General features: G+C 65.3%; 17 protein-coding genes and 1 tRNA gene. 11 read left to right on the top strand and 7 right to left on the bottom strand.

All coding sequences use genetic code 11. The features are described 5' to 3' along the window. The first annotated feature begins 66 nt into the window (after positions 1 to 66). Positions 67 to 1,638, top strand: a complete 1,572-nt coding sequence (locus ACQR1F_RS09790) for a S10 family peptidase (RefSeq protein ID WP_316216004.1) — start codon at positions 67 to 69, stop codon at positions 1,636 to 1,638. A 97-nt stretch (positions 1,639 to 1,735) separates the two neighbouring features. On the opposite strand, the gene ACQR1F_RS09785 is transcribed toward ACQR1F_RS09790, so the two are convergent. Beyond that, positions 1,736 to 3,124 carry a serine hydrolase domain-containing protein gene (locus ACQR1F_RS09785; RefSeq protein ID WP_434907084.1) on the bottom strand — a complete coding sequence of 463 codons (1,389 nt, stop codon included), beginning with the start codon at positions 3,122 to 3,124 and terminating at the stop codon, positions 1,736 to 1,738. Positions 3,125 to 3,270: 146 nt separating this feature from the next. Next, positions 3,271 to 3,816 carry a tetratricopeptide repeat protein gene (locus ACQR1F_RS09780; RefSeq protein ID WP_315801035.1) on the bottom strand — a complete coding sequence of 182 codons (546 nt, stop codon included), beginning with the start codon at positions 3,814 to 3,816 and terminating at the stop codon, positions 3,271 to 3,273. A gap of 290 nt (positions 3,817 to 4,106) precedes the next feature. Here ACQR1F_RS09780 and ACQR1F_RS09775 point away from each other — a divergent pair, with 290 nt between their 5' ends. From ACQR1F_RS09775 to ACQR1F_RS09760, 4 genes are all read left to right on the top strand, one after another. After that, positions 4,107 to 4,448: a hypothetical protein gene (locus ACQR1F_RS09775; RefSeq protein ID WP_316237695.1), complete on the top strand. Its 342-nt coding sequence runs from the start codon at positions 4,107 to 4,109 to the stop codon at positions 4,446 to 4,448. Positions 4,449 to 4,609: 161 nt separating this feature from the next. Beyond that, positions 4,610 to 5,056, top strand: coding sequence for a hypothetical protein (locus ACQR1F_RS09770; RefSeq protein ID WP_315801033.1), 447 nt, complete (start codon positions 4,610 to 4,612; stop codon positions 5,054 to 5,056). Between the two features lie 283 nt (positions 5,057 to 5,339). Next, positions 5,340 to 6,053, top strand: a complete 714-nt coding sequence (locus ACQR1F_RS09765; RefSeq protein WP_315801032.1) for an outer membrane protein — start codon at positions 5,340 to 5,342, stop codon at positions 6,051 to 6,053. 218 nt (positions 6,054 to 6,271) lie between these two features. Continuing rightward, positions 6,272 to 6,511 carry a DUF6719 family protein gene (locus ACQR1F_RS09760; protein WP_315737532.1) on the top strand — a complete coding sequence of 80 codons (240 nt, stop codon included), beginning with the start codon at positions 6,272 to 6,274 and terminating at the stop codon, positions 6,509 to 6,511. Positions 6,512 to 6,738: 227 nt separating this feature from the next. On the opposite strand, the gene ACQR1F_RS09755 is transcribed toward ACQR1F_RS09760, so the two are convergent. After that, complete coding sequence (locus tag ACQR1F_RS09755) at positions 6,739 to 6,984, bottom strand: hypothetical protein (protein WP_315714645.1); 246 nt, start codon at positions 6,982 to 6,984, stop codon at positions 6,739 to 6,741. A gap of 180 nt (positions 6,985 to 7,164) precedes the next feature. Here ACQR1F_RS09755 and ACQR1F_RS09750 point away from each other — a divergent pair, with 180 nt between their 5' ends. After that, positions 7,165 to 7,272, top strand: a complete 108-nt coding sequence (locus ACQR1F_RS09750) for a hypothetical protein (protein WP_041750859.1) — start codon at positions 7,165 to 7,167, stop codon at positions 7,270 to 7,272. A 67-nt stretch (positions 7,273 to 7,339) separates the two neighbouring features. On the opposite strand, the gene ACQR1F_RS09745 is transcribed toward ACQR1F_RS09750, so the two are convergent. Further along, positions 7,340 to 7,852, bottom strand: a complete 513-nt coding sequence (locus ACQR1F_RS09745; RefSeq protein ID WP_316237696.1) for a hypothetical protein — start codon at positions 7,850 to 7,852, stop codon at positions 7,340 to 7,342. Between the two features lie 319 nt (positions 7,853 to 8,171). On the opposite strand from ACQR1F_RS09745, the gene ACQR1F_RS09740 reads away from it, so the two are divergent. The 3 genes from ACQR1F_RS09740 (at position 8,172) to ACQR1F_RS09730 (ending at position 10,324) form a co-directional block, all read left to right on the top strand. Then, positions 8,172 to 8,759 carry a TetR/AcrR family transcriptional regulator gene (locus tag ACQR1F_RS09740; protein WP_316177033.1) on the top strand — a complete coding sequence of 196 codons (588 nt, stop codon included), beginning with the start codon at positions 8,172 to 8,174 and terminating at the stop codon, positions 8,757 to 8,759. Positions 8,760 to 8,970: 211 nt separating this feature from the next. Further along, positions 8,971 to 9,633, top strand: coding sequence for a DUF3313 domain-containing protein (locus tag ACQR1F_RS09735; RefSeq protein WP_434912933.1), 663 nt, complete (start codon positions 8,971 to 8,973; stop codon positions 9,631 to 9,633). Between the two features lie 94 nt (positions 9,634 to 9,727). Beyond that, positions 9,728 to 10,324 (top strand): DUF2147 domain-containing protein, encoded by a 597-nt coding sequence (locus ACQR1F_RS09730; RefSeq protein ID WP_434892408.1) that lies wholly within the window; start codon positions 9,728 to 9,730, stop codon positions 10,322 to 10,324. Positions 10,325 to 10,377: 53 nt separating this feature from the next. On the opposite strand, the gene ACQR1F_RS09725 is transcribed toward ACQR1F_RS09730, so the two are convergent. Then, positions 10,378 to 10,452: transfer RNA gene (locus ACQR1F_RS09725), tRNA-Thr, on the bottom strand. A 194-nt stretch (positions 10,453 to 10,646) separates the two neighbouring features. Next, the gene (locus ACQR1F_RS09720) at positions 10,647 to 11,111 is read right to left on the bottom strand and encodes a hypothetical protein (protein WP_316177037.1); all 465 of its coding nucleotides are present in this window, start codon (positions 11,109 to 11,111) and stop codon (positions 10,647 to 10,649) included. A 370-nt stretch (positions 11,112 to 11,481) separates the two neighbouring features. On the opposite strand from ACQR1F_RS09720, the gene ACQR1F_RS09715 reads away from it, so the two are divergent. Both ACQR1F_RS09715 and ACQR1F_RS09710 read left to right on the top strand, forming a co-directional pair. Further along, complete coding sequence (locus ACQR1F_RS09715) at positions 11,482 to 11,943, top strand: hypothetical protein (RefSeq protein WP_315801025.1); 462 nt, start codon at positions 11,482 to 11,484, stop codon at positions 11,941 to 11,943. 67 nt (positions 11,944 to 12,010) lie between these two features. Beyond that, on the top strand, positions 12,011 to 12,469 hold the full coding sequence (locus tag ACQR1F_RS09710) for a hypothetical protein (protein WP_315801024.1): 459 nt from the start codon (positions 12,011 to 12,013) through the stop codon (positions 12,467 to 12,469). 56 nt (positions 12,470 to 12,525) lie between these two features. Here the strand turns inward: ACQR1F_RS09710 and rlmB are convergent, their stop codons facing one another. Continuing rightward, complete coding sequence (rlmB, locus tag ACQR1F_RS09705) at positions 12,526 to 13,356, bottom strand: 23S rRNA (guanosine(2251)-2'-O)-methyltransferase RlmB (protein ID WP_316177041.1); 831 nt, start codon at positions 13,354 to 13,356, stop codon at positions 12,526 to 12,528. Positions 13,357 to 13,464: the final 108 nt, after the last annotated feature.

Below are 13,464 nucleotides of genomic sequence, written 5' to 3'. Positions count from 1 at the left end.
AGCCGCGGTTCATGCGCTTGCAGAAATGGCGAGTTACGCCAATCGCCTGGTCGAGGGAGTGAGCTGATGGCAGGTTTGAGATCGTCCGTCGCGTGGCCGGGACTGATGGCGTTGGCCTTGACGGCAGTGCTCGCCGGGCCGGCCTTGCACGCCGAGGACGCGCCACCGGCGGCGCAGGACGCCGCGGCGCCGGGGTCACATCGCACCGGCTCGGCTGGAAATCGCGCCGCGAGCCCGCCCGGCTCAGCATCGACCGCCGAGCAGCACAAGCTGCCGCCGGACTCCACCACGACGCAGAAGCTCGAACTGCCCGGCCGCACGCTGTCGTTCACGGCGACTGCCGGTTCGATCCGCCTGTTCGACGACAAGAGCGAGCCGCAGGCCGACATCGCCTACACCTCCTATCAGCTCGATGGCGCCGATCGCGCCAGCCGCCCGGTGACCTTCTTCTTCAACGGCGGCCCTGGTGCCTCATCCGCCTATCTGCAGCTCGGCAATGCCGGTCCGTGGCGGATCGGTATCGATGCGGCCAGCGTGACGCCCTCGTCGAAGCCGGAGCTGATGCCGAATGCAGACACCTGGCTCGACTTTACCGATCTCGTGTTCATCGATCCCGTCGGGACCGGCTACAGCCGTTTCGTCGCGACCGGCGACGAGGTGCGCAAACGGTTCTTCTCGGTCGATGGCGACGTGCGTTCGCTGTCGCTCGTGGTGCGTCGCTGGCTGGAGAAGCACGACCGTCTCGCATCGCCCAAGTTCATCACGGCTGAGAGCTATGGCGGCATTCGCGGTCCGAAGATCGTCAACAACCTGCAGCATGACCAGGGCATCGGCATCAGCGGCCTGATCCTGCTGTCGCCGCTGATGGATTTTCGCGACTATTCCGGCTCGAGCCTGATGCAATATGTCGCGAGCCTGCCGAGCTATGCCGCCGTCGCCAAGCAGTTGAAGGGGCCGGTGACCCGCGCCGATCTTGCCGACGTCGAGCGTTACGCCAGCGGCGAGTTCCTGCTCGACCTCGTCAAGGGCGAGGCCGATGTGGAAGCAACCAATCGGCTCGCCGACAAGGTCGCGAGCCTGACCGGCATCGACCAGGCGGTCAGCCGCAGGCTGGCCGGGCGCTTCGACGTCTCGGAGTTTCGCCGCGAGTTCGACCGCAAGAACGGCCGCATCACCGGCCGCTATGACGGCTCGGTGCTCGGCATCGATCCCTATCCGGATTCGAGTCGGTCGCGCAGCTCCGATCCATCGGGTGACGTACTCACTGCGCCGCTGACCAGTGCGGCGGTCGAGCTGACGACGCGCAAGCTGAACTGGCGCCCCGAGGGCTCCTATGAGCTGCTGAGCGGAGCCGTGAACCGGTCATGGGATTTCGGCCGCGGCACCAGCCCGCCGGAGTCCACCGCCGAGCTCCGGCAGATCCTCGCGCTCGATCCCAAGCTCAAACTGCTGGTCGGCCACGGCCTGTTCGATCTCGCCACGCCGTATTACGGCTCGAAGATCCTGCTCGACCAGCTGCCCGCCTTCGCGCGGCCGCCGCGAGTCAAGCTCGTGGTCTATCCCGGCGGGCACATGTTCTATTCCCGCGACGACGCGCGCAAAGCCTTCCGCGGCGAGGCCGAGGCGCTGATGAAGTAGGCCAAGCAAGTAGCCCGGATGAGCGCAGCAATATCCGGGTTCACACGAGCTGGGTGCGAGAACCCGCGTATACCCGGGCTACGCACCATGTTTGCGCCTACGCGTCCTTCTTCCGGCGCCCTTTCGGATATTTCCGCTCCATCTCGGCCTTCACCACGCGTTCGGGCCGCACCCGTGCGCCCGCGAGCCAGATCTCGCTGACGCCGGACTTGGTGCGGACTCGCCTGACCGCCTCGCCATGGCTGGCATAGCCGGCCGCGTGCACGATGCGCCCGGTATCGCGTCCGGTCACCTCGATGCGGGCGGCATCGAGGAACGGGTTGATGAACACCGGATTGGCGACCATGACCCTCTCGCCGAACGGGACGAGATCGACGGCGCCCCACAGCGTCCACCAGCGGCCGGTCCAATCGCGCGTCCTGCGCGACGGTGCGCCATGGGTGGCGAAGGCCTGCAGGATGAACTTGACGCCATTGGCCCAGCCGGGCGCCCAGCCGTCGACGGCATTGGTCAGCACGGTGATCGTGATGTCGCGCGCGGGAATGACCGAGGTGCGTGAGATGTAGCCCTGAAAGCCGCCGCCATGGCCGAACCAGTCGAAGCCGGCGGTCGTCCCGCTCATGAGCGCCAGGCCGTAATAGGCCTCTTCGACGTCTTGGGGCACGCGCCATTGCCGCCGGATCATCTCGCGCCGGCTCGCGACCGACAGCAGGCTCTTCTTCGCGTTCGGGGCGAGCTGGGCGAAGAAGCGGGCGGTGTCGGCTGCCGTCGCGACCACGCCGGCCGCGGCCATGATCGCGTTGGTCGGATTGTCGCCGGGAATCACGACGCGGCGGCCCACGGGGACGGTGCGCGAATGACCGCGCGCGAACGGGACACCCTTGCCGAGCAGCGTCATGTCCGGCGCGCTTTCACGCAAGGCAAGTGGCGTCATGATCTCGCGCTGGAGCCAGGTCGGGTAGGGCTCGCCGGTGATCGCCTCGATGACTAGGCCGAGCAGGCCGTAGCCGTGGTTGGAATATTTGAAGCGGCTGTTGGGATCGATCGCCGGCGGCAGCTTCAGCTCGGCCAGCAGCTCATCCTTGTCGAGATAGGAGCGGCCGTCGGTGAACTGGCCGGAATCCTTGCCGTCGCGGATCAGGCCCGCCGTGTGCGACAGCAGCTGGTTCAGCGTGGCCGCGGCGACGTCCGGATGCAGATCCTTGACGTATTGTCCGACGGTGTCGTCGAGCTTCAACCGCTTCTGCTCGCGCAGGCGCATGAGGGCTGCGGCGGTGAACGCCTTGGTGTGCGAGGCGATGCGGAAGCGGTGCCGCGGCGTCAGCTTCTCGCCGCTGTCGAGATTGGCGTGGCCGTAGGCCGCCTCCAGGACGATCTCACCGCGATGGGCGATCGCAAGGATGCAGCCGGGCTGCTCGGAGACCGCGACCTGAAAGGCCAGCCAATCCTTGATGTAATCGAGTGCTGTGCCAAGCCAGGGCTCCACGAGGCAATCTCCTGTCCAAAAGACGTGATGAAAATGAACTGCGAGACATCCTATCCATAGCGGACGAGGGACATGGGACAAACGAAAATGGCGCAACCCTTTCGGGTTGCGCCACTGTCGAGATCGGAGCTGCTCCGATCGCGCCGTCAGTAGACGAGGCCGGTGCCCGGCTGTTTCTCCAGCGCGTCGGCCAGCGAACGATATTCGGGGCTGTTGGTGCCGGCGAGCTGTGCGACCTTGTCGAGGTGGTACTTGGCCTGCTCGCGGTTGCCCTGTTCGAGCTGCCACAGGCCGTAATACTGCCAGGTGCGCACGTGGTTCGGATCATCCGCCAGGGCCTGCTCGTAGTACTGCTTGGAGGCCTGGTAGTTGCCGAGCTTGCGGTAGGAGTAGCCGATCAGGTTGGCGACGTCGGCGACGTCCTCGCGGTTCAGCGCCTTGAGCTGCTGGATCGCGGTGGTGTAGTCGCCGCGATCATAGATCGAGGTGTAGGCCGTGCGATAGGCCGCCAGGAACTTCGGATCTTCGATGCTCGAGCTCTTGTCCTTCTTCTTCTTGCCCGAATCCGACGCCGGCGGCGCAGACGGGGTATCGCTGCCCGCGGCATAGGCCTTCGACAGAAGCAGCGGCCCGGAGGCCACGGCCATCGAGAACAGAGCCAGCGTGGCAATCCTGATCGCAGACTTTTTCATTCGTATCTCCCGAGTTGTCGATCCAACAGGTGACTGCGTACGGAGAAGAACTCCCGCAGCTGCGAAATATTCCCGGCCATTTGCGCGGATTTTGCGCCGCGATCGGTGCATTATACGGACGACATGATGACAGACCAGTCACCTCGATGACTATCCCTTCATGTCCATGAACTGAAAACACCGCTTTACTTCAGGGTGGGTTCAGTGCCGGTTCCCTATCGTCGTCTCCATGATCACGAGCCTATCCGGACTGGATGGTGCCTCCAGATCTTCACATCACGGAGATGACCATGCTGAAGTCAATGTCTGTTGCGCTGCTCGCCGCGTCGATCCTGGCTGCGCCCGCGTTCGCCGCTGGTCCTGCAAAAACCGATACGTCCGCGAAGTCCAGCCAGACCACTGGCACCGCGAAGACCGATGTGAGCAAGACCGATGCGGCCAAGACCGACGCCACCAAGCCGGGCGCGATGCAGGCCGGCGACAAGGTCAACGAGATGAAGCCCACCGTCGGCAAGACGAAGACCAAGCCGCATGCCTCGCTTGTCCGCCACAAGCATCGCCACGTCGCGCATCTCAGCCATCACAACAAGGTGAGCCTCAAGCGCGTGACGCCGGCGACCCGCCGCGGCTGATCCGGCCACGGCCTGGCCAAGCCAGATCTGATCGTCGACCGCCGGAGCGCCAGAGCGCTCCGGCGGTCGCGGCTTGACGAAGGCGTGAGCCGGTACGGATTTCCCGGGTGTCGGCTTTGAGCTAGAACGACCGCGGGATTGGCTTGCAAGAGTTGGGCGCCGTGGGGATGGGGAGATCGAGCTGGTGGCCGGCGACCGTGCTGGCGCTGCTGTTGGCCGGCTGCGCGAGCGGCGGTCCGGCCGCGTTCATGAGCGAGGACAATCGCGGCATCGCCTATACAGGTGATCGTGGCGTCGGCAGCCAGCCGTTTCCGACCAACCACCGCAGCGAGATCCTGTCCTATCTGAGGACCTACCTGAACAATCCGGTTGGGGTGCGCGACGGCGTCATGGCGGAGCCGGTGCAACGGACGGTCGGTGGCCGGCTGCGTTATGTGAGCTGTCTCCGCTATGCGGCGCGCGAGTCCGACGGCAGCTACCGTCCGGCGCAGGAGCGGGCGGCGGTGTTCGTCGACGGCCGGTTCGACCGCCTGGTCGAGGATGCCGGTGAGCTCTGTGCCGGGTCGACCTACACGCCATTCCCGGAGCTGGCCGGCCTCACGCGTTAGGCCGCGGCGTTTTCGACGGCCTGCCACGTCGTCGCAGCGCCTTGCCAAGCGGTTCGTCCGATCACAAATCAGGGACGGGCCGAACGCTTTGTCGCCTTGCGGCGACCAAATGTCGGGCGAGGCGTCAGCTTCACGAAATATTCGGGAAGCCTATGGAACAAAAGGCCTTTGTTGCCCTCTGGTGACACCGCAGCAGCAATCACAGCTGCGTCACCGCCGCCGGGCAACCCAAATGCGGCCATGATGTTCGATAGATGTCGCAAACGAATAACGGGGACGTCCCATGAAGCGGTTTTTGATCAGTGCAGTGGCCTTGACCACCTTGGCTGCCCCGGCTTTCGCCGCCGACATGCCTCCGCGCACCTACACCAAGGCGCCGGTCTACACGCCCCCTCAGGCGATCTACAACTGGACCGGCTTCTATCTCGGTGGTCACCTCGGCGGCGCCTTCGCGGGCAACAATAGCCTGGAAGGCAACAACGGGCGCTTTCTCGGCGGCGTGCAGGGTGGCTTCGACTACCAGTTTGCCCCGAACTGGGTGCTCGGCATCGAGGCCCAGTACAGCTGGATGGACCGCAACACGACCAATTTCGGCTTCCCGGGGGCGACGGTTGTGACCTCGACCGGCGCCAACCAGCTCGGCTCGGTCACCGGCCGTCTCGGCTACACCTGGGGACCGGCGTTGCTCTACGCCAAGGGCGGTTACGCCTGGCGGGACGGCAACAATCTCGGGGTGAGCGTCGCCGGCGTGCCGACGGGCTTCACCACGTCCGGCAATACCAAGGACGGCTACACCGTCGGCGCCGGCCTCGAATACATGTTCGCGCCGAACTGGTCGGCCAAGGCCGAATACCAGTACTACAATTTCGGCAATACGACCTTCACGGGCGGACCGGCTCCGGTCGTGGGCAGCCGCTTCAACAGCGACGAGCATACGGTCAAGGTCGGCGTGAACTACCGCTTCGGCTGGGGCGGGCCGGCCGCCAGCAAGTACTAAGCGAGGTCGCGAGCCCCTGGCCGACGGCTTCCGGGTCGAGCGTATCGCGCCTCAATTCCAACACGCCCGCGCCGTCTGGTGCGGGCGTGTTGCTGTCCGGCGGGTGGCCGGCGATGGTTTCGAGGACGCTCACGCGGTGCGAAAAAATTTTCAAACCTTCGTGAAACTTTCGCCATCAGTTGATATTATCAGTCCGCCGGTTTGATGGATCATCCCACATGCGTATCTTGGTGTCCGTGCTGTTGTTGTCGGCGGCTGTTTTGCCGTGCTCCGCCCAGACCGTTCTGAAGTCCGAACCGTTGATGCTGGCCCCCTACGAGGTGGCGCTGGTGCAAACCGCGTCCTGCCCGTCGGGCAAGGTGCTGAAGGTGACCGGCGCGATCCGCGGCGTCAGCCGCAAGCGCGCCTGTGTCGCCCTTCCGGCCGAAACGGTATCGCTGGCGACGGCGACGCCCTGAGAACGGGCTTCATGGCGACCTTCCAGCGGGCAGCTCCGGCTGCCCGCTGATCGCGGGTCTGTCTGTCGAAAAATCCTTGATCAAGGCAAGTCGTCCGCGGGAGCGGACGGGCATGAATGCGTGAATGTCTTCTGCCGGCGGCTTCGGTCTGGGCACGCCGAGGCTCGGGGATCAGCCGTACACAGAGCCAATGGTATCATCCAAGGCGCGCTTCCCGCCGCAGCCGCTCAGGATGCGAACGGGATGTTGAACTCCTGCTCGGCTTCGGCACGGTTCTGCCAGGGATCTTCCTCGGGCTCGGCGGCGCAGGGCCGGATCTCGTAATCATTGTCGAGCTGCAGATGCGCGGTCGATCGCGCATTGATCATCACGTCCACCACCAGCCCACTCTGCCGCGCCAGCCTCCAGACGTCTCCCTCGGTCGGATAGGCCTTGCTCAACTTGGCGTCGTTGCAAAACAGCGCGTAGGGCATTCCAAACAGCTCCGGAGAAGCGAAGGATGAACCGAGAATGAACGGCACGTGCAGCGAGACACTGGCGCGCCTGAGGCAGGAAAGGGGCCTTTTCGGGCGGCCGAGTCGTAAACGAGTCCTAAATTTTTGAAAAAAGAATCCGTGGGACTCCGGGGCTAGAATCGCCAGATGGTTAAGCCCATGGGAACCGATCTCCACATCTTCTGCGGGCGGATCCAGCTGACGCTCGCCTTTGGGCTGCTGCTCGCCTTCGTCGCCAATGTGGCGCTGCTGTGCGCCTGGCTGTGAGCCGGCGTGTCGATTGCGGATACGTTTGTGCACCCTCGGCCATTTTAGATCCTTGGCGCGGTCGCCTTTAGTCCTCAGGGAGGGCGCTCCGTCCGGCCGATGCTTTCAGGCGCGCGAGTGTCGCGCTGAAATATTCCTGACGCTCCCGATTGAAGCGCTCCTGATGGGCCCGGAAGCGCGCGACGCGGGCGCGAATCTCCGCCTGCATGTCGCGCTGGAGATCGAGCTGCGAGGCGATGCTTGTGAAACGCTCCGCAGGGACCGGGCTCGCGGTGGCGAACGAAGCCTCGGACGCGACGGCGTCGGGCGCTCTCGGCCTTGCAGGCTCCCCCACAGCATCGGGGATCTCAACTTGCACGTTGCCGCCGCGACGTGTCTCGGTTTCGACGGTGTTGGCCATCACGTGCTCGACAGCGGCATGCGTCGGGCGACCGGCCACGGCCTGCTGCGGTGTGATGGGGGTGCCGACCGGAACGGTCGGCAGCTCGAACTGGGCGAAGTCGGCGGGCTTGCCGGTGACCGACTGCACGAAGGCCATGGTCTGCGCGATCAGCGCATCACGCTCTTCCTTCCACGTCATGACGCTTGTCCCCCGATGCCTCAATTGCAACAAAAGCGGCTGACGAAATCAAGTTGAAGACCAGTGACTTCTGGGGATAAGCAGGAGTTCTAGGTGAGATGTGACAACAATATTGCCACAGTCTGAACCCGTTTCGTCCCCACCCGCGAAAGGCGATACCGGAAATCCAGTCGCGTACAAATGGTTCCTAAGCGGCGGGTTTTTCCGGAGCTCTTCTTGACAGAGGAGGGCGGCTCGCCCCTATGACCGAGCCGCCCCGGACTTCGGGGATCATCTGCTCGCAACCTTCGTGCACCGTCCGGGCACTTCGCAGTCTTCGATGGACAACCCTTCACGCTCCGAGCGGTCGCGCAAGGCCGCGCTCACCGCCGCCCTCACCATCATCGCCCGCGATGGTCCGGGGCGGCTGACGCTCGACGCCATCGCCCGCGAGAGCGGGCTGAGCAAGGGCGGCCTGATGCACCAGTTTCCCAACAAGGAAGCGGTGCTCAAGGCTCTGCTGGAACAGCAATTCCTGCATTTCGACGAATTCGCCAGCAGGTACAGGGCTGAAGCCGGCAAAGCGGCTGATCAGCCCGAGCTCGCGACGCAGATCGCGATCTCGCGGGAGCTGATCGCACAGCAATATTCGGTGGCGCAGGCCATGCTCGGGGCGCTCGCCCAGGAGCCGGGATTGCTGGCCGATGCCCGTGCCAAGGATGCCGAGAGAGTTGCCGAGATCCGCGGCGAGGCCGATGACGCCGATCTCGCGGTCCTGCGATGGGCGGCGGCACGTGGGCTTGCCTTGATGACGATGCTGCGCGTCTCGCCGCTGGAGCAGCCGGACCTGGACCGTCTGTTTGCCCGCCTGCTCGACGACCAGCAATGGACTGCATTCCGGCAGGCCGGGACGACCGGGGAGCGGTGACACCCTCGAGCTCGGCGCCATCTCCAGCCTTGGACGGTTCGATCTGAGCGAAGTCGGGCTGGCTTGCGTCCGATGGCGCTCGATGCCGCCGGAAGTCCGTGTCGACCGCGCATTCCTTCTCATTCGATTTGCTATTTACAAACCGTCTAGTCGGTTTATAGAGATGATCATGTGAGGCGCTGGCAACGGCGCCGCAGTCGTGGAGAAGGGGATGAGGAGTCGATTTCGGATGTCCGGCTTCGCTGCGATCGCCGCAGCGGGCCTCTGCGGGGGGTGCAACACGGTGACGCCGGTGGCCTATTCCGGAGTGGCGTCGGCGCGCTATCTGGCGCCCAACACATCCGATCCATCGGGCCGGGTGCCTTACCGCTACGCGGCCGCCGCCGACTGGCGCAGCTACGACAAGGTGACACTCGATCCGGTCGTGATCTATCGCGGCGCGGATCACCAGTTCGGCGACATGTCCGATCGGGACAAGGCTGCGCTTGCCGCCTACATGCAGCAGCGCTTCCTGGAAAGTCTCTCGACACGCTTCCAGATCGTCCATCAGCGTGGGCCGAATACCCTGCGCGTGCGGCTGACCCTGACCGGCGCCGTCGCCAACACGCCGGTGCTCGGCATCGCCTCCCGCTTCGATCTCGCCGGAGCCGTCTACAACGGCGTGCAGAGTGCACGCGACGGAGAAGGACTACTGACCGGCTCGGTGTTCTATGCGGCGGAGATTTTCGATGCCGCGAGCGGACGACTGCTCAGCGTCTTCGTCAGCAAGCAATATCCCTCGCCCTACGACATCAAAGCCAGCGTTGGTGCGCTCGCGGCCGCCGAGGCCGGGATCGACAAGGGCGCCGAGGCCCTGGTCGCACAGCTCCAGTGAGCGGGCCGTGCGAACGATCGCGCCGCGCGGGCAGATGGCACCGCATCGGACGAGCGCGTGGCTCGAGGCCATGGAGACAATGAGGTCCCTGGACATGACATTGAGATTCGTTCTGCGCGTCGGGTTGCGCATCGTCGTCAGTCTGCTGCTGTCGATGGCGGAGGGCCGTGGTCACGCCGCTCCCGTCGGCGATCCGGTCGGCACATGGTTGACCGAGGACGGCCGCGCCCGCGTCCGCATCGAGCGCTGTGGCGCGATGGCCGACCGCGTCTGCGGCTACATCGTCTGGATGAAGGAGGTGGCGGATGCCAAGGGGCAGCCGTTCCGCGACCGGCTGAATCCCGATCCGGCCAGGCGCGGCCGTCTGCTGCTCGGCCACCAGATGCTGCTCGGCCTGAAGCTGAACGCCGACGGCCGCCACAGCGGCGAGGTCTACAACGCCGAGGACGGCAAGACCTATGCTGTCTCGATCTGGCGCGATGGCCCGAAGATTCTGGCGGTCAAGGGCTGTCTGCTCGGGCTGTTCTGCGCGACGCAAGGTTGGGCGTTGGTCACTGATCAGGTGCCCGGCCAACTCATCGGAGCGACCGGCGAGGGCGGCGGGCCGTTGCCGGATCCAGAGTGGACTGCGCCCAGGCCGCCGTCGGCGAGCGGCATCGCCAAGCCAGCCGCCAGGACGAGGGCGAATTGACGCCTAAAGCCGGTGACAGCCATTGCCGCAGCAAATCCCAACTGCACGGAAGCTGGTGCCGGCTGAGGGGATTGAACCCCCGACCTTCGGTTTACAAAACCGCTGCTCTACCGCTGAGCTAAGCCGGCGAAGGCACATTGGTGGCGCAGATCTCGTCGTCAGTTTGCGACGAGGTCTCGCGAAGCGCGGTGTTCCTACCAGAGTTGATGCAGTCCGGCTACTCCCCGCGTGAGCGCCGCTTCTCCCCATCAGCCCAGCAAAAAGGGCGGCCGTTGGGCCGCCCCTGTCGGAGCCGATCGTCGAAGCCGCTCCGGCTCGATCTTTACTGGCAGATGTGCATCAGCCCGTCGCTGCCCTTGAACATGGTGCCGGGGCGGCAGACCAGGCCGTTGCGGGTCGCGTAACTGTTCCAGTCGCCATAGTAGCCGTTCGGGCCGCGATCATAGCTCGGTTGGCCGTAAGAGGGGCCGGGACCGTAGGCATAGGCGTCGGCGGTGCGGAACGGTGCGGTGGCGATGGCGCCGGCGGTTCCGATGGCTGCGCCAGCAACACCCGCGGCGGCGCCGACGGCACCGGCGGCGACGTCAGCCGGCCAGAAGCCGGTGCCGCGGCGATTCCAGTCGTTGTTCCAGCCATTGTTGGTCCAGCCGGCGTCGGCGCGCTGCTGCTGCATCATCGCGCCGTCGTGGCGGGCCATGTGGTGGCGGTGGTGCATGTCGCGCGCCATGGCCGGGCCGGCCAGCGCGGTCGCGAGAACAGCAGCCCCGAGAATTGCAGATCTGATCATGGATGACTCCGTCGTTGCGCCCCAACTCCTAAGTTCCTCCGGCCGCCGCCGTTCCGCGGTCACGCCGTTTTTCACGACGGCCGGCGGCGCGCGTTGTCGACACTGATCGCGATCGTCGCGTGCGGGGCTAGCGGGCCAACCGGGCGGTTGAGGGAGCCGTCGGGCTGGTGACTCCACGATCGGGCTGCGCACGATGGTCGCGACCGCGCGGGCTGATGATCAGGCATTAACCCTCACGCGTGAACCCGACCGGAGCTTTAACCCGGAATGATGGCTCGCGCGTTAGTCTTACCGGCAGATTGATGTGCGCGTTTAACCCATCAGGGCGCGCGTTGCGGTATTTGTAGGACGGCAACCGGGGCGTGAATTCATGCGTATTGCAACGGCTTTTGTGATTGTGATCGGGACCTCTTCCGCCGCGCTCGCGAGCGAAGGCTTCGAGATCGTCATTCCCCAGCGACCCGGCGTGCCCGTCGTCATCGACGGCATTGATGCCTCCTATGCTGTCGTCGAAGGCCAGTCCAGTCTCGGCAAGGGTCAATACATGCAGCCCACGATCTATGGCGGCCGCACGGTCCCGCCCGAGCCATATGTCGGCCATTACTATCCGACCCTCGGAGCGAGGCCCGGCTATGGCCGGATGGAGATCGAGCCGCCGGCCGATCGCAAGCTGCCGAAGCCCGCCGAGAGCTATTCCCGCTCGTGGGGCGCTCAATCCCAGATGCAGCCGCCGGAGCCGGCGGTGCCGATGTATCCGCCTGCCGTCATCCTGGCTCCGCCCGATGGTGATCCACGCGGCTATCCCAATCGGCCGCCGGCCTACCGCCGCTAGCGAGCAATTCACCATCGACAGCCAAACACAAGCAAGACAAGCAAGAACAGATCAACAGGAGAGAGTTATGCGTGGAGTAATTTCAGGACTTGTCGCGATTGCCGGTCTCGCCGTCGCCGGCGGCGCACCGGCCGCGGCCTGCGGCGCCACCGCCTGCGGCCCGTGCGGCTATGCCACCCCCTGCGCGCCGCAGGTCACCTATCAGCCGACGGTCACCTATCAGCCGACCGTGACGTACCAGCCGACGGTGACGTATCGGCCGCAATATTTCTATCAGCCCGGCTACACCTATGGCCACGGCTGCGGCGCCTGCGGCGCGAGCTATGAGCGGCTGTCCGAGCCGACCCGGCAGTATTATTACGTCAACCAGGGGCCGACCTACAGTGGTCCAGGCGCCTTCGCGCCGTATCCGGCCTATGAGGAGCAGGCGCTGCCGGTCTACAGCTATCACCATCGCCGCCACGCCTATCGCTGGGGCGCCTCCCCTTACTATCACGGCCAGCGCGTGCTGCGCCGCTACTACTGATCAGCCGGACATTCGTTCAGGCCAACGCCCGTGCGCCTCGGCGCGCGGGCGTTTGATCATTTCGGCATCAATCCGATCCGGGTCGCGCCGATATAGAGCGCGAGCACGGCGGCATTGGAGACGTTGAGGCTCTTGATGGCGCCGGGCATGTCGAGCCGTGCCACGACGCTGCAGGTCTCGCGCGTCAATTGCCGCAGGCCCTTGCCCTCCGCGCCCAGCACCAGCGCGAGCGGCTCGCGCAAGGCGACCGCCGCGATGTCCTGCTCGCCCGCGCTGTCCAGCCCCACCGTTTGGAAGCCGCGCTCGTTCAGGCGCGTCAGGGCGCGAGCGAGGTTCTGCACCGTGATGATCGGCACCAGTTCGAGCGCACCGGAGGCTGATTTGGCCAGCACGCCGGTGGCCTCCGGGCTGTGGCGGGCGGTGGTCACGATCGCCTTCACGTCGAATGCTGCCGCCGAGCGCAGGATGGCGCCGACATTGTGCGGGTCGGTGATCTGGTCGAGCACCAGGATCAGCCCCTCGGCCGCGAGCGTGTCGATGTCCGGCGAGGGCAGGGGATCTGCCTCCGCCAGCAGGCCCTGGTGCACGGCGTCCGGACCGAGCCGCTGGTCGATCTGGCTGGGGCGCACGATCTCCGGCGTCACCCTTGTTTCGATCCGCTCGTCGGCGAGCCGCCGCGCAGCGTTCTCGGTCAGGTAAAGTTTGCGAATCCTCCGCTTCGGATTGGCCAGCGCCAGGGTCACGGTGTGCCAGCCATAGAGAATGACGGGGCCATCCGAGCCGTGGTCGCGTTCACGCCACGGCTGCGGCCGCTCGAATCCGCGCGGTTTGCCGGAGAATTTGCCGCCCGGACGGCGAAAAGGGGGCTTTCGGTCGCGTTCGCTCATGGCACGAGCTTCTGTCACGGCCTGCGGATTCTGGCAATTTGGCACCGCTCAGGCGGGAAAATTCGTCGTCCCTTGGTTGACTTCGAGGGGCGGGTTCGATCATAAGGG

Source organism: Bradyrhizobium sp. HKCCYLS3013 (assembly GCF_051167615.1).
In the GTDB taxonomy this organism is placed as follows: domain Bacteria; phylum Pseudomonadota; class Alphaproteobacteria; order Rhizobiales; family Xanthobacteraceae; genus Bradyrhizobium.
This window is presented reverse-complemented; position numbering and strand designations above follow the sequence as displayed.

What these genes read in the sequence shown, in the direction of transcription:
- ACQR1F_RS09740 (WP_316177033.1), top strand. Translation starts at nt 8,172, where the DNA reads ATGGACAACCCTTCACGCTCCGAGCGGTCGCGCAAGGCCGCGCTCACC.
- ACQR1F_RS09775 (WP_316237695.1), top strand. Translation starts at nt 4,107, where the DNA reads ATGCTGAAGTCAATGTCTGTTGCGCTGCTCGCCGCGTCGATCCTGGCT.
- ACQR1F_RS09720 (WP_316177037.1), bottom strand. Translation starts at nt 11,111, where the DNA reads ATGATCAGATCTGCAATTCTCGGGGCTGCTGTTCTCGCGACCGCGCTG.
- rlmB (WP_316177041.1), bottom strand. Translation starts at nt 13,356, where the DNA reads ATGAGCGAACGCGACCGAAAGCCCCCTTTTCGCCGTCCGGGCGGCAAA.
- ACQR1F_RS09765 (WP_315801032.1), top strand. Translation starts at nt 5,340, where the DNA reads ATGAAGCGGTTTTTGATCAGTGCAGTGGCCTTGACCACCTTGGCTGCC.
- ACQR1F_RS09780 (WP_315801035.1), bottom strand. Translation starts at nt 3,816, where the DNA reads ATGAAAAAGTCTGCGATCAGGATTGCCACGCTGGCTCTGTTCTCGATG.
- ACQR1F_RS09710 (WP_315801024.1), top strand. Translation starts at nt 12,011, where the DNA reads ATGCGTGGAGTAATTTCAGGACTTGTCGCGATTGCCGGTCTCGCCGTC.
- ACQR1F_RS09715 (WP_315801025.1), top strand. Translation starts at nt 11,482, where the DNA reads ATGCGTATTGCAACGGCTTTTGTGATTGTGATCGGGACCTCTTCCGCC.
- ACQR1F_RS09755 (WP_315714645.1), bottom strand. Translation starts at nt 6,984, where the DNA reads ATGCCCTACGCGCTGTTTTGCAACGACGCCAAGTTGAGCAAGGCCTAT.
- ACQR1F_RS09760 (WP_315737532.1), top strand. Translation starts at nt 6,272, where the DNA reads ATGCGTATCTTGGTGTCCGTGCTGTTGTTGTCGGCGGCTGTTTTGCCG.
- ACQR1F_RS09790 (WP_316216004.1), top strand. Translation starts at nt 67, where the DNA reads ATGGCAGGTTTGAGATCGTCCGTCGCGTGGCCGGGACTGATGGCGTTG.
- ACQR1F_RS09745 (WP_316237696.1), bottom strand. Translation starts at nt 7,852, where the DNA reads ATGACGTGGAAGGAAGAGCGTGATGCGCTGATCGCGCAGACCATGGCC.
- ACQR1F_RS09735 (WP_434912933.1), top strand. Translation starts at nt 8,971, where the DNA reads ATGAGGAGTCGATTTCGGATGTCCGGCTTCGCTGCGATCGCCGCAGCG.
- ACQR1F_RS09750 (WP_041750859.1), top strand. Translation starts at nt 7,165, where the DNA reads ATGGGAACCGATCTCCACATCTTCTGCGGGCGGATCCAGCTGACGCTC.
- ACQR1F_RS09730 (WP_434892408.1), top strand. Translation starts at nt 9,728, where the DNA reads ATGACATTGAGATTCGTTCTGCGCGTCGGGTTGCGCATCGTCGTCAGT.